Annotated in this window: 29 protein-coding genes and 1 pseudogene; 17 read left to right on the top strand and 13 right to left on the bottom strand. The window is 72.3% G+C overall.

Annotated features, from left to right (window positions below):
* Position 1: 1 nt before the first annotated feature.
* The 3 genes from ACQ0O7_RS26840 to ACQ0O7_RS26830 are packed head-to-tail and all read right to left on the bottom strand — an operon-like array spanning position 2 to position 2,324.
* Positions 2 to 1,231 carry a S8 family peptidase gene (locus ACQ0O7_RS26840; protein WP_430785531.1) on the bottom strand — a complete coding sequence of 410 codons (1,230 nt, stop codon included), beginning with the start codon at positions 1,229 to 1,231 and terminating at the stop codon, positions 2 to 4.
* An 18-nt stretch (positions 1,232 to 1,249) separates the two neighbouring features.
* Entirely contained in the window at positions 1,250 to 1,735 is a 486-nt protein-coding gene (locus ACQ0O7_RS26835) for a hypothetical protein (RefSeq protein WP_430785529.1), read from the bottom strand.
* The gene (locus ACQ0O7_RS26830) at positions 1,725 to 2,324 is read right to left on the bottom strand and encodes an RNA polymerase sigma factor (RefSeq protein WP_430785527.1); all 600 of its coding nucleotides are present in this window, start codon (positions 2,322 to 2,324) and stop codon (positions 1,725 to 1,727) included. The genes ACQ0O7_RS26835 and ACQ0O7_RS26830 overlap by 11 nt, the downstream gene beginning before the upstream one ends.
* A 156-nt stretch (positions 2,325 to 2,480) precedes the next feature.
* Here ACQ0O7_RS26830 and ACQ0O7_RS26825 point away from each other — a divergent pair, with 156 nt between their 5' ends.
* Positions 2,481 to 2,888, top strand: a complete 408-nt coding sequence (locus ACQ0O7_RS26825) for a hypothetical protein (RefSeq protein WP_430785525.1) — start codon at positions 2,481 to 2,483, stop codon at positions 2,886 to 2,888.
* Positions 2,889 to 2,897: 9 nt separating this feature from the next.
* On the opposite strand, the gene ACQ0O7_RS26820 is transcribed toward ACQ0O7_RS26825, so the two are convergent.
* Positions 2,898 to 3,665 carry an AfsR/SARP family transcriptional regulator gene (locus ACQ0O7_RS26820; RefSeq protein ID WP_430785523.1) on the bottom strand — a complete coding sequence of 256 codons (768 nt, stop codon included), beginning with the start codon at positions 3,663 to 3,665 and terminating at the stop codon, positions 2,898 to 2,900.
* A gap of 70 nt (positions 3,666 to 3,735) precedes the next feature.
* Positions 3,736 to 4,209 (bottom strand): Lrp/AsnC family transcriptional regulator, encoded by a 474-nt coding sequence (locus tag ACQ0O7_RS26815; protein WP_430785521.1) that lies wholly within the window; start codon positions 4,207 to 4,209, stop codon positions 3,736 to 3,738.
* 83 nt (positions 4,210 to 4,292) lie between these two features.
* Between ACQ0O7_RS26815 and ACQ0O7_RS26810 the strand changes: the two genes are divergently transcribed.
* The 4 genes from ACQ0O7_RS26810 to ACQ0O7_RS26795 all read left to right on the top strand — a co-directional run bounded on the left by ACQ0O7_RS26810 (position 4,293) and on the right by ACQ0O7_RS26795 (position 8,569).
* The gene (locus ACQ0O7_RS26810) at positions 4,293 to 5,216 is read left to right on the top strand and encodes an EamA family transporter (RefSeq protein ID WP_430785519.1); all 924 of its coding nucleotides are present in this window, start codon (positions 4,293 to 4,295) and stop codon (positions 5,214 to 5,216) included.
* Between the two features lie 483 nt (positions 5,217 to 5,699).
* Positions 5,700 to 6,446, top strand: a complete 747-nt coding sequence (locus ACQ0O7_RS26805; RefSeq protein ID WP_430785517.1) for an SAM-dependent methyltransferase — start codon at positions 5,700 to 5,702, stop codon at positions 6,444 to 6,446.
* Between the two features lie 497 nt (positions 6,447 to 6,943).
* Positions 6,944 to 7,417: a macro domain-containing protein gene (locus ACQ0O7_RS26800; RefSeq protein ID WP_430785515.1), complete on the top strand. Its 474-nt coding sequence runs from the start codon at positions 6,944 to 6,946 to the stop codon at positions 7,415 to 7,417.
* Positions 7,418 to 7,900: 483 nt separating this feature from the next.
* Positions 7,901 to 8,569, top strand: coding sequence for an alpha/beta fold hydrolase (locus ACQ0O7_RS26795; RefSeq protein WP_430785513.1), 669 nt, complete (start codon positions 7,901 to 7,903; stop codon positions 8,567 to 8,569).
* A 59-nt stretch (positions 8,570 to 8,628) separates the two neighbouring features.
* On the opposite strand, the gene ACQ0O7_RS26790 is transcribed toward ACQ0O7_RS26795, so the two are convergent.
* On the bottom strand, positions 8,629 to 9,396 hold the full coding sequence (locus tag ACQ0O7_RS26790) for a GNAT family N-acetyltransferase (protein WP_430785511.1): 768 nt from the start codon (positions 9,394 to 9,396) through the stop codon (positions 8,629 to 8,631).
* A 93-nt stretch (positions 9,397 to 9,489) separates the two neighbouring features.
* On the opposite strand from ACQ0O7_RS26790, the gene mraY reads away from it, so the two are divergent.
* The 5 genes from mraY to ACQ0O7_RS26765 all read left to right on the top strand — a co-directional run bounded on the left by mraY (position 9,490) and on the right by ACQ0O7_RS26765 (position 13,749).
* Positions 9,490 to 10,593 (top strand): phospho-N-acetylmuramoyl-pentapeptide-transferase, encoded by a 1,104-nt coding sequence (gene mraY, locus ACQ0O7_RS26785; RefSeq protein ID WP_430785509.1) that lies wholly within the window; start codon positions 9,490 to 9,492, stop codon positions 10,591 to 10,593.
* A 172-nt stretch (positions 10,594 to 10,765) separates the two neighbouring features.
* Positions 10,766 to 11,689, top strand: coding sequence for a DUF2332 domain-containing protein (locus tag ACQ0O7_RS26780; RefSeq protein WP_430785507.1), 924 nt, complete (start codon positions 10,766 to 10,768; stop codon positions 11,687 to 11,689).
* Positions 11,686 to 11,826, top strand: coding sequence for a hypothetical protein (locus tag ACQ0O7_RS26775; protein ID WP_430785505.1), 141 nt, complete (start codon positions 11,686 to 11,688; stop codon positions 11,824 to 11,826). The genes ACQ0O7_RS26780 and ACQ0O7_RS26775 overlap by 4 nt, the downstream gene beginning before the upstream one ends.
* A gap of 250 nt (positions 11,827 to 12,076) precedes the next feature.
* Positions 12,077 to 12,613, top strand: a complete 537-nt coding sequence (locus tag ACQ0O7_RS26770) for a TetR/AcrR family transcriptional regulator (protein WP_430785503.1) — start codon at positions 12,077 to 12,079, stop codon at positions 12,611 to 12,613.
* Positions 12,598 to 13,749, top strand: coding sequence for a M50 family metallopeptidase (locus tag ACQ0O7_RS26765; protein WP_430785501.1), 1,152 nt, complete (start codon positions 12,598 to 12,600; stop codon positions 13,747 to 13,749). Before ACQ0O7_RS26770 ends, ACQ0O7_RS26765 begins: the two co-directional genes overlap by 16 nt.
* A gap of 24 nt (positions 13,750 to 13,773) precedes the next feature.
* Here ACQ0O7_RS26765 and ACQ0O7_RS26760 read toward each other — a convergent pair whose 3' ends face one another.
* The 3 genes from ACQ0O7_RS26760 to ACQ0O7_RS26750 form a co-directional block, all read right to left on the bottom strand.
* Positions 13,774 to 14,427: a DUF998 domain-containing protein gene (locus tag ACQ0O7_RS26760; RefSeq protein WP_430785499.1), complete on the bottom strand. Its 654-nt coding sequence runs from the start codon at positions 14,425 to 14,427 to the stop codon at positions 13,774 to 13,776.
* A 110-nt stretch (positions 14,428 to 14,537) separates the two neighbouring features.
* Positions 14,538 to 14,852, bottom strand: a complete 315-nt coding sequence (locus ACQ0O7_RS26755) for an AzlD domain-containing protein (RefSeq protein ID WP_430785497.1) — start codon at positions 14,850 to 14,852, stop codon at positions 14,538 to 14,540.
* Positions 14,849 to 15,511 carry an AzlC family ABC transporter permease gene (locus ACQ0O7_RS26750; RefSeq protein ID WP_430785495.1) on the bottom strand — a complete coding sequence of 221 codons (663 nt, stop codon included), beginning with the start codon at positions 15,509 to 15,511 and terminating at the stop codon, positions 14,849 to 14,851. Before ACQ0O7_RS26750 ends, ACQ0O7_RS26755 begins: the two co-directional genes overlap by 4 nt.
* A gap of 50 nt (positions 15,512 to 15,561) precedes the next feature.
* Here ACQ0O7_RS26750 and ACQ0O7_RS26745 point away from each other — a divergent pair, with 50 nt between their 5' ends.
* Positions 15,562 to 16,674: a hypothetical protein gene (locus tag ACQ0O7_RS26745; protein ID WP_430785493.1), complete on the top strand. Its 1,113-nt coding sequence runs from the start codon at positions 15,562 to 15,564 to the stop codon at positions 16,672 to 16,674.
* A gap of 47 nt (positions 16,675 to 16,721) precedes the next feature.
* A complete protein-coding gene (locus ACQ0O7_RS26740; protein WP_430785491.1) occupies positions 16,722 to 17,909 on the top strand; it encodes a HEAT repeat domain-containing protein in 1,188 nt (395 codons plus the stop codon).
* 88 nt (positions 17,910 to 17,997) lie between these two features.
* Here the strand turns inward: ACQ0O7_RS26740 and ACQ0O7_RS26735 are convergent, their stop codons facing one another.
* Together ACQ0O7_RS26735 and ACQ0O7_RS26730 are read right to left on the bottom strand one after the other, a co-directional pair.
* Positions 17,998 to 18,387, bottom strand: coding sequence for a hypothetical protein (locus tag ACQ0O7_RS26735; protein WP_430785489.1), 390 nt, complete (start codon positions 18,385 to 18,387; stop codon positions 17,998 to 18,000).
* Positions 18,388 to 18,535: 148 nt separating this feature from the next.
* On the bottom strand, positions 18,536 to 19,804 hold the full coding sequence (locus ACQ0O7_RS26730) for a cytochrome P450 (protein WP_430785487.1): 1,269 nt from the start codon (positions 19,802 to 19,804) through the stop codon (positions 18,536 to 18,538).
* Positions 19,805 to 19,890: 86 nt separating this feature from the next.
* Between ACQ0O7_RS26730 and ACQ0O7_RS26725 the strand changes: the two genes are divergently transcribed.
* The 4 genes and pseudogenes from ACQ0O7_RS26725 to ACQ0O7_RS26710 all read left to right on the top strand — a co-directional run.
* Complete coding sequence (locus tag ACQ0O7_RS26725; protein WP_430785485.1) at positions 19,891 to 20,574, top strand: hypothetical protein; 684 nt, start codon at positions 19,891 to 19,893, stop codon at positions 20,572 to 20,574.
* Complete coding sequence (locus tag ACQ0O7_RS26720; RefSeq protein WP_430785483.1) at positions 20,571 to 20,891, top strand: transcriptional regulator; 321 nt, start codon at positions 20,571 to 20,573, stop codon at positions 20,889 to 20,891. The genes ACQ0O7_RS26725 and ACQ0O7_RS26720 overlap by 4 nt, the downstream gene beginning before the upstream one ends.
* A 2-nt stretch (positions 20,892 to 20,893) precedes the next feature.
* Complete coding sequence (locus tag ACQ0O7_RS26715; protein WP_430785481.1) at positions 20,894 to 21,055, top strand: hypothetical protein; 162 nt, start codon at positions 20,894 to 20,896, stop codon at positions 21,053 to 21,055.
* Positions 21,052 to 21,096 (top strand): annotated as a pseudogene (locus ACQ0O7_RS26710) (hypothetical protein); the annotation flags it as partial. The gene ACQ0O7_RS26715 and the pseudogene ACQ0O7_RS26710, both read left to right, overlap by 4 nt.
* 404 nt (positions 21,097 to 21,500) lie before the next feature.
* Here ACQ0O7_RS26710 and ACQ0O7_RS26705 read toward each other — a convergent pair.
* Positions 21,501 to 21,869, bottom strand: a complete 369-nt coding sequence (locus ACQ0O7_RS26705; protein ID WP_430785479.1) for a VOC family protein — start codon at positions 21,867 to 21,869, stop codon at positions 21,501 to 21,503.
* Between the two features lie 64 nt (positions 21,870 to 21,933).
* On the opposite strand from ACQ0O7_RS26705, the gene ACQ0O7_RS26700 reads away from it, so the two are divergent.
* Positions 21,934 to 22,386, top strand: a complete 453-nt coding sequence (locus tag ACQ0O7_RS26700) for a MarR family winged helix-turn-helix transcriptional regulator (protein ID WP_430785477.1) — start codon at positions 21,934 to 21,936, stop codon at positions 22,384 to 22,386.
* 80 nt (positions 22,387 to 22,466) lie between these two features.
* On the opposite strand, the gene ACQ0O7_RS26695 is transcribed toward ACQ0O7_RS26700, so the two are convergent.
* On the bottom strand, positions 22,467 to 23,303 hold the full coding sequence (locus ACQ0O7_RS26695; RefSeq protein WP_430785651.1) for a phosphotransferase family protein: 837 nt from the start codon (positions 23,301 to 23,303) through the stop codon (positions 22,467 to 22,469).
* Between the last annotated feature and the right edge of the window lie 9 nt (positions 23,304 to 23,312).

Below are 23,312 nucleotides of genomic sequence, written 5' to 3'. Positions count from 1 at the left end.
ACTACGGGTGGACGAACCCGGCCGGGGCGTCGAGGAACCGGCCGTACCCAGGGAACGGGTTGGGAAGTCCCTGCAACAGCAGGTCCGCGGCCTCCCGGCAGGTCTGCCCCGGCATCGTGGTGGCCGCGATCCGGGCCGCCACGAACGGTGTCGCGAACGACGTGCCACTCCACGCCACCGCGCCGTGGAACTCCAGTGGCACGGTCCCGAACGGCCAGGTCCCGCTGACGTACGGCATGTGCGCCCGCACCCCGGGAGCGCAGACCGTGATCCAGTCGCCGGTGTTGCTGAACCCGGCCGGCACCGGAGCCGGGCCGGTGGTGTCGATCGCGGCCACCGAGATCACCCCGGGCCGGCTGGCCGGGTAGAACTTCGGCGCCGGCCGGTCCACGTTGCCGGCCGCCGCGACCACCACGGTCTGTTTCGGCAGGCTGTCGAGCACCAGCTCCAGCGCGAGCGGCGGCGCCTCCCCCTCGAAGGTGCCGCCCAGCGACATGCTGATGATCTCGGCCCCGGCGTCGTGGGCCCGCAGGATCCCGGCGGCCAGGCCCAGCTCGTCGGTGATGCCGTTGACCGACAGCACCTGGATGGACGTGAGCTCACAGTTGCGGGCGTAGCGGGCCACCACCCCCGCAGCGGCCGTGCCGTGCCCACCCATCAGCCCGATCACGTGTGTCGCCGGGTCCTGGTAGACCGGGTCCGGCTCGTGCACCCCGTGCTTGAGCGGCCGGTCGAACAGGGCGGTGGTCAGCGCCACCGGGTCGATCCCGGTGTCGATCACCGCGACCCGGACGGTCCGGGCCCCGGTCACCGGGGCGGCGTCCGGCTCGTCGGCGACCGGCAGCGGGTCGGTGGCCGTCCCGCCGTGCAGTTTCGGCTGGCCCTCGATCGGGATGCCGCCGGCCAGCATCGGCGCGGCGGTGTTGGCGGCGAAGGCGTGGTTGAGCCCGATCCGGGGCCCGGCGCTGAGCGAGCGCATCGACGACACCAGCGACGGCAGGTCGGTCTCCACCCCGTCGTCACCGTCCGGCACCGCGACCCGGGTGACGAAGGCGGCGAGCGGGTCGCCGGAGGCACGGCCGATGGTTCGCAGCGGGCCGAGCAGACCCGTCAGCCGGGGTACGTCCTGGGCCGCCACCAGGAGTTCCCCCGCGAAGTAGTAGGTGTCGCCGGTCCGGCGGATCCGCGGGTCGAGTGCCCACGGATTCGGGAACGCGGTCTCTTCGGGCATGGTCGTCTCGCTTTCGCGTCAGCCGACCGCCACCCAGCCGGTGACGATCGGTGGGGAAACGGCGCCTCGCAGCCGCAGCCGGACCGACCGCACCGAGGGCAGGTCGGCGTCGAACCGGCCCCCGGAGTCGATCGGCCGGCGCACGGCGCCCCCGTCGTGGAGCAGCACGGCCTCGGTGTGACCGGCCGGTTCGACCAGCCCGTCCACCTCGAACCCACCGGCCACCCGGGTCAGGCCCAGGTGCACCCGCACCCCGGCGGGCCCGGCCGGGCCGAACACCAGCATCCGGGTGTCGTCCGGGCCGCGGGTCAGCGCTCCGGTGTCGGTGAGCGAATCCCACTCCAGGTCGGCGAAGTCCTCGCCGGAGGACCGGAACGCGAAGGCGGCCACCGCGTACCGGCCGACCCCCGGTGGCATCGGATCCACCCGGCCGATCAGTGCGCGCAGTGCCGCGTCCAGGTCCATGTCTGCGGTCTCCTCCTCGCGGGGCGTGTCACCTGTCATGACCGCGCTCCGCGGGTCCTGATACCGCCGGATCCATCAGACGGCGAAGTTTCTCCAGACAGCGCCGCCGGGTCGGGCCGAGCGAGCCGACCGGCAGGTCCAGGGCGGCGGAGGCTTCGGCGTACGACGGCGGTGGTTCGGCCATCATCACCCGCAGCAGCCGCTGGCAGCCGTCACCGAGCCGGTCGAGGGCCTGCCACAGCCGGGCGGCCAGGTCGTCGCGGCGCAGCCGTTCGTCCCGGGCCACCACCTGCTCCTCCGGGGTCTCGTCCTCCCGGGACGGCCCGATCCAGGCCATGTCCCCGGACGGCGCGGCCCGGTTGCGGGCGGCCAGCACCCGCAGCGACTCGCGCCGGGTGGTGGTGGACAGCCAGGCCCCGGCCTTCTCCGGTTCGGTCAGGGTGCCCAGCGAGCGGGCGAACTTCTCCCAGGTCGTCTGGGTGACGTCCTCGGCGTCCGCGGTCCCCAGGCGGTGGGCGCGGGCCACCGCCCAGACCAGATTGGCGTACGCCGCGACCAGCGCCTCCCACGCCTGTGCGTCCCCGGTCGCGGCGCGGCGTACCAGGGCCGCGGTCTCCATCGGCTCCATCGCGACTCTCCTTCGGTCGTCTTTGAGTAATGCGCCCGGCCAGGTCCGCACCAGGAAATGTCGCGTAGCCGACTAAGTCTGGATTAAGTGCCCGGTAAGCGGGTGCGCGTCGGATGGGCCCCGTCAACCGGAACCATCCGAGGGGGAGAAGGACACATGACCACCACCACGTCGAACGCGTGGGACGCCAGTATCAAGGCGCTCTACGTAGTCGCCGAGAAGACCGACTTCTCGATCGACGTCCTGGACCTGAACCTGCCGTTCGACGTCCTCGCCGACGTCGAGATCGGCGAGAACATCAACGAGTTCGCCACCCGGCACGAGGCCCGGGTGTCCATCGTCAACCTGAGCACCGGCACCCGGGTCGCGGTCGAGCTGGGCGCGGAGGACCTGACGCCGGTTCGTGACACGCCGCGCCGCACCCAGCTCCGGGTGCCGTTCGGTGCGCTGGCCAACAGCCAGTCCGGCGACGTCATGCAGGCGATCGCCTCCTACAAGGTGAACGCCGGCGCGCACACCGACGTGTCGTACGCGTTCAGCGAGCCGTTCGTGGTCGGCAACTGATCACATCCGCTACGCCGGCTGGGGCATCCGCTCCGGCCGGCGCAGCCGTTCGTACAGTTCGGTGGTCTCCGGCGCCGGGCGCACCCGCAGGTCGGCCCAGAGCAGCCCGGCCAGCTGGCGGTACTGCAGCAGCGCCAGATGACGCAGCCCGGTGCGGGCGTAGCAGACCATCAGCGACCGGTGCACGTCCTCGTTGCACGGGTCGTCGGCCAGCACCCGCCGGGCCAGGGCCGCGGCCGCCCCGTACTCGCCGCGCCCCCGGTAGAGCACCACCAGGCGGCTCTGTGCCTGCACGGCGAGCGCGCGCAGGGACTCCCGGCGCGGGGCGGCCCATTCCGCGTACGGCCGATCGGCCAGGAACCCGCCGCGTAACAGCAGGCCGGCCGCCTCGAAGTGCCCGGCGGCCGCCTCCGGGTCCCGCTCCCGCAGCCCGGACCGGCAGTGCCGTTCGAACTCGTCGGCGTCGGTCCAGACCGGGGCGTCCCGGCGGATCCGGTACGCCTGCCCGCACCGCTCGATCAGCGGCTCCGCGCACACCTCCCGGAGCGCCCGCCGCGCTCCGGCCAGGGCCACGTGCAGGCTGTTGCGGCCGGCGGCCGGGCGGGCCCGGGGCCAGAACGCGTCGATCAGCACATCCCGGTGCACCGCCGTCTCCCGGTGCGTGATCAGGTAGACGAGCAGGTCCCGGCTGCGCCCACCGGTGGTCGTGACGAGCCGCCCGCCGACGATCACCCGTGGCTCACCCATCAGGTAGGCCCGCACACGAATGTCAGTCATGCCGGGTAGAGCGGCCCGCTCGTGAGGTGATACGGCCGCGTGGTCGGTTCCGGCGCGCTCCGCGCCGGAACTAACCACGCGAGGGATCCGGCAGCGGGGACTGCGGCTTGGTGACGGCGAACGCGAACGTGGTCTTGATCGAGGCCAGCGCCGGGATCGAGCGGATCTCCCGGCGCAGCAGGTCCTCGTACGCCTCGAAGGATCTGATCACGATCTTGACCAGGTAGTCGTCGTCACCGGCGAGCAGGTAGGCCTCGACGATCTCCGGGATCGCCCGCAGCTTCTCCTCCACCTCGTCGACCACCGCCGAGGTGTGCGACAGCAGGGTGAGCCGGGCGAACGCGGTGATCGACAGCCCGAGCGCGGCCTGCGACACCACCGCGGTGTAGCGCTCGATCACCCCGGCCTCGTGCAGCAGCCGGACCCGGCGCAGGCACGGTGACGGGGACAGGCCGATCCGGTCGGCGAGTTCCTGATTGGTCAGCCGGCCGTCCTTCTGCAGTTCGACGAGGATCCGGCGGTCGATCGAGTCCAGCGTGATCATGTGGCAGATCCTGCCACTGTGCGGCTCTACGGCGGCAGATTTAGCAATCGTGTGCCCGCCCCGGTTCCCTAGTGTGGCGTCCAATGGATCTTGGAGAGGGGATGCCGGTGCGCTCGAAGTGGCCGGGAGCCGCCGCCCTCGCGGTGGCCGTACTGCTGTGGGCGTCGTTCGCGCTCACCATCCGGGGCATCGGCGTCTCCGGGCTGACCGCGGCCGACGCGGCGTTCCTGCGCTTCGCGACACCGGTGCTCGTGCTGGCCGCCGGCATCCCCCGGGCCGTCCGGGCGGTACGCGCCGAACCGCTCGCCGTCGTCGCCGCCCTCAGCCTGGCCGGGCTGCCGCACTTCCTGCTCTCCGCGCTCGGCGGCAGCCTCACCTCGGCCGCCCTGGTCGGGCTGCTGCTGCCCGGCTCGGTGCCGCTGTTCGTGGCCCTGCTCCCGGCCGGGCGGCCGGCACTGGGCCGGCAGCGTGTCCTGGCCCTGGGCGCGATCGTCGCGGGCATCACGGCGACCGCGGTGCTCACCACCTCGGCGGCCGGCCTGGGCGGCATCGCGGTGCTGCTGGCGGCGGGTCTGCTGTGGGCGGTCTACACCATCGCGCTGCGGCACACCCGCCTCGACCTGATCAGCCTGGTACTGCTGCTGTGCGTGCCGTCCGCCCTGATCAGCGTGCTCCTCGGGGTGACCGGGGCGCTGCCGTCGAACCTGCTCGCCGGAACAGTGCCGCTGCCCACCGTGGCACTGTTCGCGGCGTTGCAGGGCATCGGCACCGGCATCGTGTCCACGCTGAGTTACGCGTACGCGGTGCGCCGCCTCGGCAGTGGCATCCCCGCCGTGACCGGGGCGATCAGCCCGGTCCTGACCACCCTGCTCGCGGTCCCGCTCTTCCACGAACCGATCACCGCCGCCGTGACGGTCGCGCTGACCCTCATCGTCGGCGGTGTACTCGCCTTCAATCTGGCGCGGAGCCCGCGAGCCACCATTCGGCAGACAGCCGCCTCCGTTTGAAGATCGGACGGCATGCCACAGGACTTGTCACCCATTTCGCCGAGGATCCCGGTCCGCGTGACGCGGCACCTGGTCGGAGGTGATCCTGCCGGCCTGGCCATCCCCGGGCTGGAGGACTCCTTCCGGTCGGTTTTCGTCTCCTGCCGTGGCCGGGCCTGGAACCACGGTTCGACCGGTGATTCCGCACCGAGGACGGCTCGGCGACTGGGAGACCGGCGAGTGGCTGGTGACCAACGGCGGGCCCGATCCAGGTCAACCAAGGCCTGAGCCGGTAGCCGCCCGGACCTCGATGGTGTCCTGCTCGCCGGCGCTCCGGGCAAACTCGCCACGACGCCGATGGTAGGGCGGAAATCCGCTCGCGTGATCATCCGGTCGGGGCTGGATTCGCCGCACCACGACTTCTCGATGAGGGGACTCTGATGACTGTCTTCCACGGTTCCGTGCCGGTCAGCCGTTCTTTCGAAGACGTGAGGAATCGTAGAAGTGGATCTGGATCGTAAGTTTGTCGTCCGCGAGCGGGAGCACCGCATCCACAACCCGTTCACGGCCGGGCAGCTGGCCACGCTGGGTGCGGCGATCCGGCTGAGGCCGGGCCAGTCGGTGCTCGACCTGGCCTGCGGCAGTGGCGAGATGCTGTGCACCTGGAGCCGGGACCACGGCGTCACCGGCACCGGTGTGGACATCAGCACGGCGTTCCTGGCCGGGGCCCGGGAGCGGGCCGCCGAGCTGGGGGTGTCCGGTCGGCTGGAGTTCGTGCACGCCGACGCGGGCGGGTTCACGGCGGCGACCCCGGTGGACGTCGCGGCCTGCGTCGGTGCCACCTGGATCGGTGACGGGGTCGAGGGCACCCTGCGGTTGCTGGAGCGCAGTCTGCGGCCGGGCGGGATCGTGCTGGTCGGCGAGCCGTTCTGGCGTCAGGAGCCGCCCGACGCCACTGCCGTGCACGGCAGTGGCGCGCAGTCCCGGGAGCAGTTCGAGGACCTGCCCGGTCTGGTGGAGTCGTTCCGGCGCTTCGGCTGGGATCTGGTGGAGATGGTGCTGGCCGACGGTGCGGGCTGGGATCGTTACGTGGCGGCCCAGTGGTTCACCGTGCGCCGGTGGCTCGACGAGAACCCGGACGACGAGCTGGCCGCCTTCTTCCGGGACGAGCTGGACACCGCGCCGCTGAACTATGTGCGCTATCAGCGGCGCTATCTCGGCTGGGGTGTGTTCGCACTGAAGAAGCGTTGATCGCGCGGTTCACCACGGCGGTCGGCGCCGGGCGCTGGGCGGCATACTCGTCCAGCTCGGCGTCGATCGGCCACGTCCGCTCCCACAGGCGGTCGCGCTCGGCCGTGGACCAGACGACGACCTTCCGGGATTTCCCCGTACGCGTCCGGATCGCTCCGCGGGTTCGGCCACCAGGCGGGCTCGGCCGCGGCCCAGCCGCTCATCGCCATGGTGAAGAGGTTCGGCCCGTCCTCCAGACAGGCGAGCAGGACCGCCCTCTCCCGTCTACTACGCCGGCCGGTGGTGACCAGGCGCATCGTGCCCCACTTGCCGGGGACCGCCGGGCACGGCGCCATCCGGCTCCCGCCGAACCGGTAGACCGATCGGTGCAGCGCCCAGAACCCCCGCACCGCCCAGCGGGGTGGCACCCGAACCTTCGCCGTGCCCATCTCGCTCGTCGACGGCCGGCACTCCACTGTGCCAAGCGGGTGCTCGCCGTCGTACGGGATGATCTCGTGATGGTCGAATTGCGGGTCATCAAGGGTGATGCGACGAGCCCACAGGCCAAAGGGCCGAAGATCATCGCGCATGTCTGCAACGACATCGGCGGCTGGGGCAAGGGTTTCGTGGTGGCGGTGTCGCGGCGCTGGCCGGAACCGGAACGGGCGTTCCGGCAGTGGCACCGGGAGCGGGCCGGCAACGACTTCGGCCTGGGCGCCACCCAGCTGGTGCAGGTCACCCCGGACGTGTGGGTGGCGAACATGGTCGGCCAGCGCGGCATCCGCACCGGCAGCGGCGGCCCACCGGTACGGTACGAGGCGATCGGGCGCTGCCTGCACACGGTCGCCGATCACGCGCTGCGGCTGGGCGCGTCGGTCCACATGCCCCGGATCGGCTGCGGCCTGGCCGGCGGCCGATGGGACCGCATCGAGCCGCTGATCGTGGCCGCCCTGTCCGGACGCGACATCCCCACCACGGTCTACGACTTCTGAGCGCGGCGGGCCCGGAGTCCGTCCCGCCCACGGAACCCCGGCGGGCGCGCACGCTCCCCGGATCGTGCGCAGACGTCCGGCATCGCGGCCCGGCGGCGTCACACGCACGCCGGTCGGTGAGCGCGCACCGGGCCCAGGACACCGACGCGAGCACCCGATCCACCGACGTGCGCGCCTTACCGGGGCACACACGACCCACACACCGGCAGCGTGTGCGTCCGGCGGGGGCACTCCGGCCCCGGGCCACCGGATTCGGCCCGGCGGCCGCTGGACGGTCTGTCAGTGACGCGGACGTCGCGCGGACCGGACGGGACGCCCCGATTTCTGTGGACCCGAACGGCGTACCGAAATCGGTTCGATGGCGGCCGACCGCCCGGCGGCCGGCGCGGACCTGGAGAAACGCGGACCGAGGGGGACGGCACGGCGGGATTCAGTGCGACGGGCCGGCCTCTGGAGAGCCGGAAAACGGTCTAGGGTGGTCGGGTGACCATGGATCGGATCGTGCTCGTCGGCGGGCTGTGGACGGATGCGTCGGTGTGGGACGGCGTGGTGGCGGAGCTGGGTGGCGACGCGGTGGCGGTGTCGCTGCCCGCGGAGGCCGGGACCACCCTGGACGACCAGGTCGCCGCGGTGGTCGCGGCCGTCGACGCGGTGCCCGGGAGGGCCGTCGTCGTCGGGCATTCGGCGGCCTGCACGCTGGCCTGGCTGGCGGCCGGCGCCCGACCGGACAAAATCGGCAGAGTGGTGCTGATCGGCGGGTGGCCCACCACCGAGGGCGAGCGTTATGCGGCGTTCTTCCCGGTCGAGGACGGGTTCATGGCGTTTCCCGGCTGGGCGCCGTTCGACGGGCCGGACTCCGCTGACCTGGACGAACGGGCGCGGGAGAGGTTCGCGGCGGGGGCGGTCCCGGTGCCGGAGGGGGTGGCCACCGCGGTCGTGCGCTGGACCGACGCCCGCCGCCTAGAGGAGGACGTGCCGGTGGTGTTGATCTGCCCGGAGTTCACCCCGGAGCAGGCCCGTGCGTGGATCGCCGCCGGTGATCTGCCGGTGCTGGGCCGGGTCAAGCACCTCACCCTCGCCGACATCGACTCCGGCCATTGGCCGATGCTGACCCGGCCGGCCGAGCTGGCCGCCCTACTGCGCGACGCCTGACGATCCCCCTGTCGCCGCTGGTGGTCGCGTTCGGTGAATGGGCCGGTGCGCACGACCGGTCAGCGCAGCGGCTTGCGGTAGCGGTGGTGGCTCTCGGTGACCCGGAAGCCGAACCGTTCGTAGAGAGACCGCGCGCCCGCCGGATCATGCCCCTCGGTCCGCAGCCGGGCCGGCCCGCCGATCCGGGTGAGTGCCCGGCCGAGCAGGGCGGACGCGATGCCCCGGCGCTGGAAGTCCGGGTCCACCTGCAGGTCGTCGATCTCGTCGCCGACCACCGCGGCGAACCCGGCGATCCGGTCACCCGTGGTGGCGACCTCGAATCCGGTCAGATCCGACCGTCGCAGCCAGTCACGCAGCTGGTCCGCCGAGGGCAGGCGGGTGAACGGGCGCCCGGCCCAGGCCCGTTCGGAGAGCCGCCGCAGGGCCTCCGCGTCGTCGGCGGTCACCGTTCGTGCCTGAAAACCCTCAGGCAGAGGCTTATCCGGTACGGGCCCCGGCTCCCGCCGCATCACCACCATCGTGAGGGCCCGCCGGTAACCACGGCTGAGCAGCAGCGCCTCCCGTCCGTGGTCACCCTCGGTCGCGTTGCCACCGAGCATCACCGGGCCGGTGGCCGGTTGGGTGGCCGTCAGGGCGCGGACGGCCGCTTCGGTCTCGTCCAGCAGGCGCCCGCCGAGGCCGCGCCGCCGGTCCTCGGCCCGCACCTCACCACGCGTGAGATAGACCCGGACCCCGTCGTCCTCGGTCCACGACCGTATCGAGGCCCACCCGGCCATCGCACCGTCCGCTGCGTGCGCGACCAGCGACCATTCGGCGAACTCGTACACGTCGGAGTCTCCTTTCCGGACCTCGTCACCGTCGAACGGTTGCTGGATGGCAAGCTCTCGTCCCGTGATCGTTGATATCAGTAGGGCCCGCCGGTGAGGGCGGTCATCGTCGCGGCCGCCGTCGCGTTTCTCATCTCGCTGTTCGGCACGCCGCTGGCCATCCGGGTGTTCACCGCGCTCAAGGCCGGGCAGCCGATCCGGTCGCTCGGGCTGGCGTCGAACGAGGGCAAGCGGGGCACCCCGGCGATGGGTGGGGTGGTGTTCATCATCGCGACCCTTTTCGCGTACGTCGCCGGGCACCTGGCTCTGACCACGCTGCCGGAGCGGCAGATCGCGCAGGAGAAGCCTACGATGACGGCCCTGGTGCTGCTGGGCCTGTTCCTGTTCTGCGGGGTGATCGGCTTCATCGACGACCTCCTGAAGGTGCGGCAGCGCAACTCCGACGGCCTGTCCGCGAAGGGCAAGCTGCTCGGCCAGGCGGTCGTCGGCACCGGGTTCGGCATCGCCTCGCTCTTCGTGGCCAGCACCAACGGGCAGACCGTGGCCAGCGAGTACGTCTCGTTCATCCGGGACGTCGAATGGCTGGACATCGGCAAGATCGGCTCGGTGATGATGTTCGTCTTCGTGATCACCGCGATGTCGAACGGCGTGAACCTGACCGACGGCTTGGACGGCCTGGCCACCGGCGCGTCGGTGCTGGTGCTCAGCGCGTACGCGTTCATCGGCTTCTGGCAGTACCGGCACTGGTGCGCCGACGAGGCGTACGTGCGGGCCAACGAATACTGCTACCAGGTCCGTGATCCACTGGAGATCGCGATGATCGCGGCGGCGGCGGCCGGGGCGTGCGCGGGCTTCCTGTGGTGGAACACCTCCCCCGCCAAGATCTTCATGGGGGATGTGGGCGCGCTCGGGCTGGGCGCGCTGATCGGCGGGCTCGCGGTGGCCACCCGCACCACCCTGCTGTCGATCCTGATCGGTGGCCTGTTCTTCATCATCACGGTGACCTGGGTGATCCAGATCGTGTCGTTCCGGACCACCGGGCGGCGGGTGTTCCGGATGGTTCCGCTGCATCACCACTTCGAACTGGCCGGCTGGAGCGAGGTCAACATCGTGGTCCGCTTCTGGATCGTGGCCGGCCTGTGCGTGGCTGTCGGCCTGGGCCTGTTCTACTCGGAGTTCCTGGCCGCCACGGCATAGTCGCATCCGGGCGGGCGGCGCCGGCGTGCGAGGGCTGAGCCGCCGCCCCGGGCGGGACCTCCAGGCCGGCCCGGCCCCCGATTCGCTCACCGGGGGCCTGCCCCGGGCCGGTCTCCCCGCCGTACGTCTACCGTGATCGGCCGTACTTGATGGGTCGTGCCAGGATCGTCCGGTGACGACCGCCGCGCAGTACGCCGAGTTCGCGAGCCGTGAGGCCCGGGGCGTGTCCCCCACCTACGAACGGCTCGCGCACGCCGTCGCCGCCGACCCCGCGATCCTGGAGCTGCTGGCGACCGTGCCGGCCGCGAAACGGCAGCCGAACCTGCTGTTCGCGGTGGTGCGGCTGCTCGGCGGGCCGGTCGGTGACCCGGCCGCGTTCCACGACTTCACGGTGGCGCACTGGGCCGCGATCGAACCCGAACTGCGGGCCCGCGCCACCCAGACCAACGAGCCGGGCCGGTGCGCGGTGCTGCTGCCGGTGCTGGCCGCGCTGCCGCAGCCGCTGGCTCTGCTGGAGGTCGGCGCGTCGGCCGGGCTGGGGCTGTTCCCGGACCGGTACGGCTACCGCTACGGCGGCCACACCGTCGGCACCGGGCGGCCGGTGCTGGAGTGCGACCTGACCGGCACCGCCCCGCCCACCCGGCTGCCGGAGGTGGTGTGGCGGGCCGGCCTCGACCTGAACCCGCTGGACGCCTCCGATCCGTGGCTGGACGCGCTGATCTGGCCGGAGCACCGGCACCGCCGGGACCGGCTGCGCGCGGCGGCCGCGGTCGCCGCCGCCGACCCGCCGGAGCTGATCCGCGGTGACCTGGTCGACGACCTGCCCACCCTGGCCGCCCGCGCGCCGCGGGACGCCACCCTGGTGGTGTTCCACACGTCGGTGCTGTACCAGGTGCCGGCCGTCCGGCGGGCCGCGTTCCTCGACCTGGCCGGCGCACTGCCCGGCCATCGGATCTCGGTGGAGTCGCCGGAGGTGGTGCCGTTCGACGGCCTGCCGCCCGCACCGGACGACACCCTGCTGAACGTGCTCGCCCTGGACGGCAGGCCCCTCGCCTGGGCGCGCGGCCACGGCCAGGCCCTGCACTGGTTCGGATGAGCGCCGCGCTGCGGGCCGAGGCGGCCGCCTCCATGACCGAGGTCAGCCAGTTGAGCAACTCCGCACGCGAGGACTCGACGCGCGGATCGTCGAGGATCGCCGCCACGAAGATCACCGCGGGTGCCGTGGCGCTGTAGATGGAGTTCTGATGATGAACGAGGCCGTACAGATCTCCGACGGCCCGGCCCGCGGTGTCCTCACTCAGCAGCGCCCGCAGGATCGCCGGGGTCGGCAGGACACCGTCCCTCCCCGGACGCGCGTGCTCGACGGTGGACCAGTCCGTCCGGGCCAGGATCTCCTCATGTCGCACCCGGCAAGTATGGACACCCCTGGGGTATCGTGCGTCCAGGCGGAACAGTGGATCCGTTTCCGGACGGGAGTTGACGGATGCCGGACTCTTCGCGGCCGCTGCGGGCGGACGCGGCCCGCAACCGGCTCAAGGTGATCGAGGCGGCCGAGCGGGTGCTCGCCAAGGACGGCGCCGCCGCGTCGATGCGCGACATCGCCGGGCGGGCCGGGGTGGGGCTGGCCACCGTCTACCGGCAGTTCCCGACCAAGGAGTCGCTGTTCGAGGCGATCGTGGCCGAGCGGGTGGCGCGGCTGCTGGCGCGGGCCCGGATGGACGCCGAGGATCCCGGGGCGGCGTTCGCCGAGTTCGTGACGTTCGCCGTCGAGGAGTCGACCGGTGAGCGGGCCCTCGCCGAAGCGGGTCACGACGCACTGTGGGAGACCGTCGGCACCCTGCTGCGCCGGGCTCAGGACGCCGGCCGGATCCGCCCGGACGCCCGGGTCGACGAGGTGTTCGCGCTGATCACCGCCCTGTGCCTGACCGCCGACCGGCAGCAGTGGGACGAGGAGCTGCGGACCCGTACCCTCGCGATCGTCTTCGACGGACTTAGGATCAGCGGGTGCTGGCCTACGTAACCGGTGTGGTGCTGTTCGTCGCCGGGCTCTGTCTGTCGCTGTCGATTCACGAGCTGGGACATCTGCTGACCGCGCGGGCGTTCGGGATGCGGGTGCGGCGGTTCTTCGTCGGGCGGGGGCCGACCCTGTTCTCGATCCGCCGCGGCCACACCGAGTACGGGCTGAAGGCCCTCCCGATCGGCGGCTTCTGTGAGATCGCCGGAATGACCACGCTCGACGACCTGACCCCGGACGAGCGGGACCGGGCGATGTGGCGCCAGCCGTGGTGGAAGCGGACCGCGGTGATGGCGGCCGGGCCGGTCACGCACGTGTTCCTGGCCGCGGCGATCCTCTACGGCATGGCCGTCTCCACCGGGCTGCCCAACCTGAACCCGGTGACCGAGCCGGTGGTGGCGAGCACCAGCTGTGTCGGCGCCACCTGCCCGGCCGCGGACGCCGGACTGCGGCCCGGCGACCGGATCACCGCCGTGGCCGGGGTGGGCACCCCGCTGTGGACCGATGTGCTGGCCGCCGTGCGGGCGGCGGCCGGGCCGACCCCGGTGACCGTCCAGCGCGGGTCGGCGACACTGACTCTGACCGTCGACGTGGCCCGGGTGTCCCGCGACGGCGGTGCGGTCGGCATGATCGGGGCCACGGCGACGCCGCCCCCGGCGTACGTCAATCATGGTCCGCTCGAAGCCGTCGGCGCGACGGTGACCTTCACCGGCGACCTGTTGCACCGCGCCGGCACGCAGTTGATCGCGTTCCCGCAGCGGATCCCGGCGGTGATCGCGGCCATCGGCGGCGCCGAACGCACCCCGGACACCCCGATCAGCATGGTAGGTGCGAGCCGGCTCGGCGGTGAGGCGGTCGAGCGTGGCCTGTGGGAGGTGTTCCTGATGCTGCTGGCCGGCCTGAACCTGTTCATGGCGGTGTTCAACCTGCTGCCGCTGCTGCCGCTGGACGGCGGGCACATCATGGTCGTCTGGTACGAGCGGCTGCGCGACACGATCCGCCGGTGGCGGGGCCGTCCGGCGCTGGGCCCGGTCGATTTCACCAGGCTCTACCCGGTGACGATGGCGCTGGTGCTGATCGGCGGCGCGGTCATGCTGCTGACCGTCACCGCCGACGTGGTCAACCCGGTCCGTCTCTCATGACCCCGGTCCCGGTCCGGGTGACAGTCACCGGGACCGGCGGATGATGCCGAGGGCCAGGGCGGCGATCGCGGCGGCGCCGAACCCGGCCAGCAGGCGCTCCACCAGGCCGGTCAGCTCGGCGGGCGCGTTGACGAAGGCGGCCAGCAGGGCGGCGAAGACCACGGCGACGCCCCGGAACGGCCAGGCCCAGCGCTGCCAGCCCGGCGCCCGCTTCATCGCCGCCGCCAGCACCAGGGCGGCGGCGACGAAGAGCAGGATGCCGGTCGGAGTGATCATCGTGTCGATCTTGCCGCCCAGGTTGGCCCGCTGATCCTCGCCGGTGCAGCCCGGGTCGGCCAGCCGGCAGCCCTGCCGTTCGGCCGCCGCGAGCAGGTCACCGACGCCGAAGATGGACAGCGCCAGCAGCACCGCGCCCACCGTGGCGAAGCGGCCGCCCGATCGCAGGGCCGGGCGCACCGCCAGCCAGGCGAACAGGATCGTGCCCAGCCCGCACAGCGTGAACGCGACGATGACCACCCCGGCGCCCGGCGCGCCGACGGACAGCATGTCGCTGATGGTGTGCTCCATCACCCGGTACCGGCTGCCCTGCCACGAGGCCGCGACCAGCCAGGTCACCACGAACAACACCTGAGCCCCGAAACCCACCCACGCCCACCGGCGCACCCGTTCGCCCACCATCCCGGCATTCTAGAGACAAAGATCGATCGGCGTACGCCCCACGGCCCCACGACGATCGGGACGCTAGGTTCTGTGTGACGGATCGCGCATCCGCCGGGCTTCGGCGCCGGTCATGCCGTACCCAGGACGGCCCGCAACCCGGCCGCGGTGAGCACCCCGGCGAGGACCGCGAGCAGGATCGGCGCCCGCAGCAGCCGGGCGGCCACCACCACGGCCAGGGCGGCCGGCACGGTCACGTCCACGGACGCCCAGCGGCGGCCCAGCACCTCGGTCACCACCAGCGCGGCCAGCAGGGCCGGGGCGAGCAGGGCGATCACCGCCCGCGCCGACGACGGCAGCTCCCGGTCGCCGAGCAGGGCCGGGCCGGCCGCCTTGAGCAGGAAGCTGCCCGCCGCGACGGCCACGATCACCAGCCACAGTGTCACGCCGTGACCTCTTCGGAGCGGCCGGTCAGTCCGATCAGGGCGCCGGCTGTCGCACCGACCAGGGCGATCCCGGCGGGCACCCACCACAGCAGTCCGGCGGCGACGGCCGCGCCCAGCCCGGCGGCGGTCAGCGGGCGCCGGCCGCGGACCTCGCCGAGCAGCAGGGCCAGGAAGAACGCCGGGAACACCACATCCAGGCCGAGGGTCTCGACCAGGTGCGGGGACGGGGCGGTGAGGACACCGACGGCGGTCCCGGCCACCCAGGCGGGCCACTGCACGGCGGTCGCGCCGAACATCCGCCACCTGTCGAACCGGCCCCCGCCCAGGTGCGCGGCCACCCACGAGCCGTCGACCACCGCCTGCCCCTGCAGCGCGCGGCGGATCCGGCCGCCGGACAGGCTCGGCCCGACGGCCAGGCCCATCGGCAGGAACCGTCCGTTGATCAGCAGCGCGGCGGCGACCGCCGGCAGTGCGGCGCCACCGGCGGCGAGCAGGGCGAACTGGGCCGACCCGGAGAAGATGAGCACACTCGCCACGATCGCCTCGAGGGGGCTCCAGCCCTGGTCGCGGGCGGTGGCCCCGAAGGTCACGGCGAGCACGAAACCGGCGGCGGCCAGTCCGGCCCCGACACGCGTACCGCCGAGAAAGCTCTGACGCACGACCGAGGCGTACCCCATCGTCAGTTGATCATGCGCATAGAATCCGGCTCATGTCTGGTGAGCAGGAGATCGAGAGTCTCTACGCGGTGGCCCGGGCCGGCGACGTCCCGGGCTTCCAACACGGCGTCCCCGCCCTGTGGACCGCGATCGAGGGGGTGACCGGAGCTGAGGCGGCCGGGATCCTGGACCGGCTGACCGGGCTGTTCGGCCTGGTCCCCCGGCTCGCCTCGGCCCACCTGGCGATCGTCTGCGGCGCCCTGGTGGAGAAGGGCGCCCCGGCCGGCGCGTTCCCGGCGATCGTCGCCGACGCACTGGCCGACGTGCTCGCCGGGGCCACCGCGTTCGTCGCGGCGTGGCGGCGGCCGCTGCCGGACGTCGACGGCGACCAGCGGCAGTACGACGCGGCGGTCGCCGTGCTGACCCACAGCGGGCGCTGGCCGTGGCAGCGTGGCCTGTCCCCGGACCGGGCCGCTGAACTGGCCGGCTCCTGGTTCGCCCTGCACGACTGGCGGGTGCCGGCGTCCGCGCTGCTGCACTCCGGCGGGATCCGGGCCGGTTTCCCCCGCCGGGCCGAGTTGCTCACCCTGGTCCGGGGCCTGCGTGCACACCGCGACGACCTGCGGGAACTGTACGACATGCTGGCCGTCCTCGACGGCGAGACGGTGACCGTGCTGCACCGCGAGCAGCGGCGCGGCTACCGGGTCCGGATCACTGGGGTGGCGGACAACTTCCAGCTCTACACCCTGCTCGCCGACACCCTGATCGGCGATCCGGCGTCCGGGCTGCTCGACGGCGAGAACCCCGAACCCGATTGGGTGTACGCCGCCACCACCGGCCCGTGCGAACTCCCCGTCCGTATCGAGGCCCGTTTCCAGATCACCGACGGCGACGGCATGTACGTACCCCTCGAAGGCCGCCCCTCGGACATCCCCCCGTTCCGGGGCCGCCGCCTGCTCGTGCTGGACCGCCCGTCGCCCGGCCGCAGCTGGGACGTCGGCCGACGGCACGACGGCACCGACGCGCGGATCACCGTCGAGGAGATCCTCGACCAGGCCGGGACCGACCGGCTGCTCCACCAGGTCGCCGGCCGGATCCACACCGGAGAGACGCACTCGCACATCCATCTCGGACTGCGTGCGGGTGTCGTGGAGGTCACCGGATAGCAATTCCGTACCCGAAAATGTCAGGGGGTCCGGATAGGTTGCGCAGCGTGTTGGAGACGCTTTCCTCTGTGTCCTGGGCCCGGTTGGGGCACGCCTACGGTTCGGCCGCCGACGTTCCCGAGCGGATCCGCGCGCTGTGCTCCGGCGACGCCGAGGTGCGGCGCGCGGCCCGGCGCTCCCTGAACGGGACGATCATCCATCAGGGCACGAGATATGAGGCGACCGCCCACGCCGTGCCGTTCCTGCTGGAGCTGCTGGCCGACCCGGTCACCCCCGACCGGGCCGAGCTGCTGGAGTTGCTGACTCCCCTGGCGATCGGCTTCGACGAGTCGTGGCTGCCGGGCCGGTTCCCGGTCGCGTCCTACCGGGAGCAGGCGTCCGGCGGCGAGCCGATCCTGCGGGCCGCGCCACTGCCGTCCTACGACGACGACAGTGTCTTCCGCTATCTGGAGCAGCTGGACGATCACGGCCGGGAGAGCATGTTCGCCTACATCGAGCTGAGCGCGTACGACGCGGTCCGCGCCGGTGTCCCTCTCTTCGTGGACCTGCTGGCCGGTGACGATCCGCGGCTGCGGGTGGCCGCGGCGTACGCGCTGGCCTGGTTCCCCGAGGAGACCGCCGTCAGCCGCCCGGCCCTGACCGCGGCGGCCACCGACCCGGATCCGGTGGTGGCGGCGACCGCGCTGGTGGCCCTGGCCCTGACGGCCGACACCGATCCCGGGGTGCTCCGGGCCGGCCTGGACGACGATCGCAAACTGGTGCGCTGGGGCGCGGCGGTGGCCCTGGCGGCTCTGGAGGGCCCGGCGTGCGACCGGCCGGTGGTGGACGAGCTGCTGGGCTGGGCGGCGCGGGGCACGGCCGGTCACGCCCGTGTCCCGTACCTGGAGGGTGATCTGTCCGGCCTGGCCGGCCTGGCGTTGCGCCGCCTGGGCGACGACCACGCCGACGCCGCGTTCGAGGCCCTGCTGGTCCGCATCCCGGCGGTGAGCGGCCCGGACGCCCTGCCGGTGGTCGGCGAGGCACTGAGGCGGGCGTTCCCGTCGGGAGAGCTCCCATCGGCGACGGGTTTCACCGACCTGGACGAGCCCCAGCAGCGGCTGCTGCGCTCGTTGGCCGACTCCCCCACGACATGGCAGCACGGCGGCGAGGGCGTGTTCACCAACTTCACCCTGCTGCTGCACGCCTACGCCCTACCGGGATCCGCGGACGACATGCGCACCTTCATCACCCGGTGAGGTCGCGGACCGTGCGATCGCCATCACCGACCGGAGCGCCGCCCATCGCCGGGTCCGCCGGGTGCGGGGGTGCGGGGCACGGCCCCGGTCAACGCCCGGCTGACGGAGTGCCGGCGATCAGCACGGCTCCGGCTGACGGCGTCGACGGTCCGAGGGCTGTGGGATCCAGGCTGTGCCCGGCGGCGATGGTGGTCGCCCAGCAGTCACCCCACGTCGCCGCCCAGGAGGACGCCAGGTCCTCGTCCGGGTCGAGATCCTCGGGCTTCCCGGTGATGCCGAACGCGTCGAGCAGATCGCGTTCGATGCCGAACGGCTCACCGATCGCTGCCTCCGGACGCTCGGCGATCAGCCAGGCCTCACCGTCGTTCTGTTCGCTGTGGAGATACGCCCGCACCACTTCCGCCTGATCCGAGGTGGCCACCGCGAGCCAGGACAGCCAGCAGGCCAGCACGGGAATCGGGTGGCCGGCAACGTCCATGATCGTCACTGTACGGCCGGCGCCGACGAGGCGGATGATCGCGTCGCGGTTCGGGAAGAGCCCGGCACGAGCACGTGGATCCGGCGGTGGTCGGCGAGCATGGTCAGCCCGGTCACCCCGTCGTCACGGGGACCCCGCAGCGTGGGGGTCATCCGGCGTTCGCCGCCGGAAGACCGGCGGTATCCGGCACCTGTCCCCGTCCGGTCGCCGCGGGATGCGGCTCCCCGGGCAGGGGCGGGCCGCCGGCCGGGCGTACGTCGATCGGAAGTCTGTTGACGCTCACCATGATGAACGGGTTGCGGTGTTCGGCGGGGGCGTCGGTGGGCAGGGTGATGTCCGGATAGCGGGCCAGCAGCAGGCGCAACGCGATCTTCGCCTCCAGGCGGGCCAGTGGGGCGCCCAGGCAGAAGTGGATGCCGTGGCCGAACGACAGGTGCGGGTTCGGGGTGCGGTGGATGTCGAAGCGGTCCGGGTCGGGGAAGACCCGCGGGTCGCGGTTGGCTCCGGTCACCCACAGTTGCAGGATCGCGCCGGCCGGCAGGTCGGTGTCGCCGATCCGGGTGGGGGCCGTGGTCAGGCGGGCCAGGCGCGGGAACGGGGTCCGGCAGCGCAGGCTCTCCTCGATGGCCCCGGGCAGCAGCGACGGGTCGGCGCGGACGTCGGCGAACGCGTCCGGATGCTCGGCCAGGGCGGCCACCGTGTTGCCGAGGGTGGCGGTGGTGGTGATGTGGCCGGCCAGCAGGAGCAGGCCGACGAAGCCGATGATCTGCTCGTCGTCGAGGGTGTCGCCGTCGACCGTGGCGTCGATCAGCCGGGTGGTGAGGTCACCGGCCGGGTGGGCGCGGCGGGTGCGGATGTGGTCGAGCAGGTAGCCGTTCATCTCGCGGATGGTGGGGGCCACCCGGTTCAGGTTCTTCTCGCCGGCTTTGAGCACCGAGTCGGACGGGTCGATGTCGGTCTGGTCGAAGAGGGTGTCGGCCCAGCGGCGGAAGGTCGGCAGGTCGGCGGGTGGGATGCCGAGCAGTTCGGCGATCACGATGACCGGCAGCGGGTACGCCAGGGCCTCGATCAGGTCGATGCGGTCCCGGCCGGCGACGGCGTCGAGCAGGCCGGTGGTGACCTGGGCGATGCGGGGTTCGAGGCCGGCGATGGTGCGCGGGGTGAACGCCTGGCTGACGAGCCCGCGCAGCCGGCGGTGGCGGGGCGGGTCCATCCGTACGAAATTGCCCTGCTGGAAGGTCGTGAAGTCGTCCTGTGCGGGCATGATCGCGGCCAGGTCGGAGGAGAACAGCCGGGGGTCGGCGAGGATCGCGGCGGTCTCCGGGTGCCCGGTGACCTGCCAGACCTGCTGCATGTCGTCGTAGTGGACCGGCCCGTGGATGCGTCGTTCGTCCAGCCAGGTCAAAAGATCATCCATGACAAAACCCCCAATTACTACTTATCGTACGCCTCTCCGCCTCGCCTGCGCTAGCGCAAATAGGTTTGCTGTGGAAACCTGTTGCCATGACCACTGATGCTGCGTTCGCCGGCGACGACCCTCGCCGGCTCCTCTCCGAAGTGCGGGGCCTCACCGGGCGGGTGCGCCGCGACCAGCGCCTGACCTGGGTGGCGCTGCTGGTGCTGGCCGGTGTGACCCTGCTGGCCGTGCCGTTCGACTGGCGGTTCATGACCGTGCGGTGCGAGACCGGCGGCTGCACGTTCGCGCGCCGGGGCATGCTCTACTACTGGCCGCCCGCGCTGCTGCTGGCCTACGCGGCGATCACCCTGGGATACCTCCGGACCGCCCGGGCGCGGGGGCTGGGCGCGCGGATCCTGCCCTACGCGATCACCGGCGCGGTCACCGCGGTGGTGTTCACCGCGGCGTACGTGGCGGCCGCCCTGTACTTCCCGGGCAACCCGCCGTTCGAGGGCGGCCCGGCGCCGTTCTGGTGGATCGTGCTGGACCGGCTGATCGCACCGTGGGGCCTGATCGGGCTGGCACTGCTGGTGCTGGCCGCCGTCGAACGCCACCTGGCGCTGCTGCTGTTCACCGCCGGCTATCTGGTCCTGGCGCTGCTGGTGCTGCCGACCACCGAGGGGCTGTCCCTGTTCGGCACCGACCCCCGGCCCTCACTGGCGGCGCCCCAGGTCATCATCGGTGCGGTGCTCCTGGCCGGCGCGCTCGCCTTCCGGAGGGCACACCGGTGACCGATCATCCCGTCACCGGGCTGGACGAGGTCGTGCACCAGCGGGTCCGCCTGGGCATCCTCGCCATCGCGCACGAGGCGCGGCGGGTCGAGTTCGGTTACCTGCGCACCAGCCTCGACCTGACCGCCGGCAACCTGTCCAAGCACCTGAGCGTGCTGGAGGCGGCCGGCCTGATCGAGATCGAAAAGGGGTACGAGGGCAGGCGCGGCCGCACCTGGATCACCCTCACCCCCACCGGCACCACCGCGCTCAACGACGAGATCGGCCGCCTGAAGGTGCTGATCGCCCGGGTCGAGACCGCCGCGGGACAATCATGACCGTGACCCGCCGTGGCCTGCTCTCCGCCGGGCCGGCCCCGCTCATTCGGCCTCCGCCGACCGGCCCGTACCCGCTGGGCACGGTGTCCCCGCATCTCGCCGGACGCGACACGATGGCCGGTGCGCGGCACCGGCCGCGCCCGGCGCCGGCCGTCATCCGCTGATCCTCTGCTCGCACGGCGCGAACAGCCACCGGGGCGAGGCCGCCGTCGTGGTGCGGGAACTGGCCGGCCACGGTTACGTGGTGGCCGCCGTCGACCATCCGCACGACGCGTACACCGGGTTCCCGGACGGACGGCTCGCGGTCCCCGACGACGCGCCGACCACCTCGTGGACCCACGCCGAGGAACTGCTGTTCCCGCCCGACCGTCTCGACCGCTCCCCGGGCGGCCCGGGCCGGATCGGGGTGTTCGGCTTGCGACCACGAGGTGGTGATCCCGCAGCCCGAACCGCGCCTTCCCCGTGGTCTGCCTCCTACCCTGACATCGTCATGTGCCGGTGGATCATCTCGTCGCCGGGTCGGGGCGGCGCAGACGCGTACCGGCGCCGCGGGCGGCGGCCTCGACGTGGGCCGGGCTGACCATGTCGATCCCGAACCGCCGGCCGCCGTCAGGCGCGGTCATGGAGGGTCACCCGGTAGCCGTCCGGGTCGGCGAAGGTGAAGGTGCGGCCGAACGGGCCGTCGATCGGCGCGGCGACGATGGGGTGCCCGTCGGCGGCGAGGGTGTCGTGGATGGCCTGGACCTCGGTGGCGTGCAGCCAGATCGCGACGCCGATGCCGGGCTGGGCGACGGCGTCGAGGTCGGTGCCGGGCAGCGGGTCCCGCAGGGCGAACGCGATCGGCTCGGTGCCGAAGACGACGGCGTGCGGCGGCCCGGCCGGTGAGCGGACCAGGCCGAGGTATCGCTCGTAGAACGCCTGCGACGCGGCGAGGTCGCGCACCTGCAGCGAGATGAAGTCGGGGCCGATGGCGGGCATGGTGGTGCTCCTTCGTTTCCTTGTCAGGTTCCTGACATGCACCAAGGTATGTCAGAATACTGACATGAGTCAAGACGGAGCCGGGATCGATCTGGAGAAGTCGCTGGGCTACCTGCTGAAAGAGGTGGCCAGCGCGCTGCGCACAGCGATGGAGGAGGCGCTGCGGCCACTCGGCCTGACCGTGACCCGCTACTCCTGCCTGGAGCTGCTGGCCCAGCGGCCCGGCCTGTCCAACTCCGACCTGGCCCGCGGCGCGTTCATCACCAGGCAGTCGATGAACACGCTGCTGCAGACCCTGGAACGGGAGGGTTACGTGACGCGGCCGGCCGAGGCCCCGGTCGGCCGCGCCCTGCCCACCCGCCTCACCCCTTCGGGCCGCGCCCTGCTCGACCAGGCGACGGTGGCGGTCCGCTCGGTCGAACTCCGCATGCTGTCCGCCCTGCCCGGCCCCGACCAGTCGGAGGCCTCGCGACTGCTGCGCTCGATGCTCCACTCCCTGCGGGACACCGGCGCCTGAGGCACGCCCACGGCCCTCGATCCGCCATCGGGACGGCTCCCGGCTGTGGGTGACGGCCGTCGCCGCGCGGCGGACATGGATCAGGGCCGGCCGGCCCAGACATGCTCCAGCCGCTGTTCGAGTCGCCTGCGAGCGAGATCGTCGCTGATGTCCAAGCCGGAATCCCGCCATGGTTGAACGACCTTCACCGGGTCCGGCAGATAGCCGACGATGTCCATGACGTTCCAGTACCGGAACTGCTCCTCGTCGCGACAACCATCAGCGCGGCGGCGGTATGCGTCCGTGAATCCGGCCGAAGCCTCGATGCCGTGCAACATGGCCAGATAGGTGGCGGCGTGCGCGACATCCAGATCGGCCGGCCCCCATGATGTCTCCACCCAGTCGACGACGCCGCTGATGCGCCCCCGCGACCACAGCAGATTGCCCAGGTGGAAGTCACGGTGCAGGAACGTGCCCGGATAGGCCGGTGCCGGCTGCTCCAGCAGCTCGAAAGCCCGATTCCACAACGCCGGCCGTCGCATCCACGGCGACATGACTCGTTTGCTCGGCGGCGCCCATGACTGGTAGTCCCGGGGTCTGTCCCGGCCCGGCTCGAAGTGATGGATGTCGACGAGGACCCGCGCCATCACCTCCAGGACGTCTTCCGCGGCAGAGTCCAGGCGAAGCCGGCCGGGAAGCCACGACATGAGATGAGCCGGTGCTCCGGCGGTGTCCCCGGAGAGGTCGAGAGCGATGCTCCGCGGCGCCGGAATGCGGGAGCCGTGTAGTTGCCGCTGCACGGTCGCTTCTCTGGCGAGCAACCCGGCGGCATGCCGACGCCATGGCTCCTTCGTCATCAGCCGGAGGACAGCCTGCTCACCATCGTCTCCGGTCAAGGCCGACATGGTTGACGTCCAGCCGCCGGTGAGGGGTCGCACGTCGGCGAT

Origin of the sequence: Actinoplanes sp. G11-F43 (assembly GCF_050589265.1) — a bacterium.
Classification (GTDB): Bacteria; Actinomycetota; Actinomycetes; order Mycobacteriales; family Micromonosporaceae; genus Actinoplanes.
Note: the sequence above shows the minus strand (reverse complement) of the source record. Positions and strands in the feature narration are given on the sequence as shown.

Coding starts and splice junctions, on each gene's coding strand:
- ACQ0O7_RS26840 (WP_430785531.1), bottom strand. CDS start 1,231: ATGCCCGAAGAGACCGCGTTCCCGAATCCGTGGGCACTCGACCCGCGG.
- ACQ0O7_RS26700 (WP_430785477.1), top strand. CDS start 21,934: ATGAGTCAAGACGGAGCCGGGATCGATCTGGAGAAGTCGCTGGGCTAC.
- ACQ0O7_RS26810 (WP_430785519.1), top strand. CDS start 4,293: ATGGATCTTGGAGAGGGGATGCCGGTGCGCTCGAAGTGGCCGGGAGCC.
- ACQ0O7_RS26725 (WP_430785485.1), top strand. CDS start 19,891: ATGACCACTGATGCTGCGTTCGCCGGCGACGACCCTCGCCGGCTCCTC.
- ACQ0O7_RS26830 (WP_430785527.1), bottom strand. CDS start 2,324: ATGGAGCCGATGGAGACCGCGGCCCTGGTACGCCGCGCCGCGACCGGG.
- ACQ0O7_RS26745 (WP_430785493.1), top strand. CDS start 15,562: ATGTCTGGTGAGCAGGAGATCGAGAGTCTCTACGCGGTGGCCCGGGCC.
- ACQ0O7_RS26775 (WP_430785505.1), top strand. CDS start 11,686: ATGAGCGCCGCGCTGCGGGCCGAGGCGGCCGCCTCCATGACCGAGGTC.
- ACQ0O7_RS26815 (WP_430785521.1), bottom strand. CDS start 4,209: ATGATCACGCTGGACTCGATCGACCGCCGGATCCTCGTCGAACTGCAG.
- ACQ0O7_RS26820 (WP_430785523.1), bottom strand. CDS start 3,665: ATGACTGACATTCGTGTGCGGGCCTACCTGATGGGTGAGCCACGGGTG.
- ACQ0O7_RS26800 (WP_430785515.1), top strand. CDS start 6,944: ATGGTCGAATTGCGGGTCATCAAGGGTGATGCGACGAGCCCACAGGCC.
- ACQ0O7_RS26825 (WP_430785525.1), top strand. CDS start 2,481: ATGACCACCACCACGTCGAACGCGTGGGACGCCAGTATCAAGGCGCTC.
- ACQ0O7_RS26760 (WP_430785499.1), bottom strand. CDS start 14,427: ATGGTGGGCGAACGGGTGCGCCGGTGGGCGTGGGTGGGTTTCGGGGCT.
- ACQ0O7_RS26835 (WP_430785529.1), bottom strand. CDS start 1,735: ATGACAGGTGACACGCCCCGCGAGGAGGAGACCGCAGACATGGACCTG.
- ACQ0O7_RS26735 (WP_430785489.1), bottom strand. CDS start 18,387: ATGGACGTTGCCGGCCACCCGATTCCCGTGCTGGCCTGCTGGCTGTCC.
- ACQ0O7_RS26770 (WP_430785503.1), top strand. CDS start 12,077: ATGCCGGACTCTTCGCGGCCGCTGCGGGCGGACGCGGCCCGCAACCGG.
- ACQ0O7_RS26730 (WP_430785487.1), bottom strand. CDS start 19,804: ATGGATGATCTTTTGACCTGGCTGGACGAACGACGCATCCACGGGCCG.
- ACQ0O7_RS26705 (WP_430785479.1), bottom strand. CDS start 21,869: ATGCCCGCCATCGGCCCCGACTTCATCTCGCTGCAGGTGCGCGACCTC.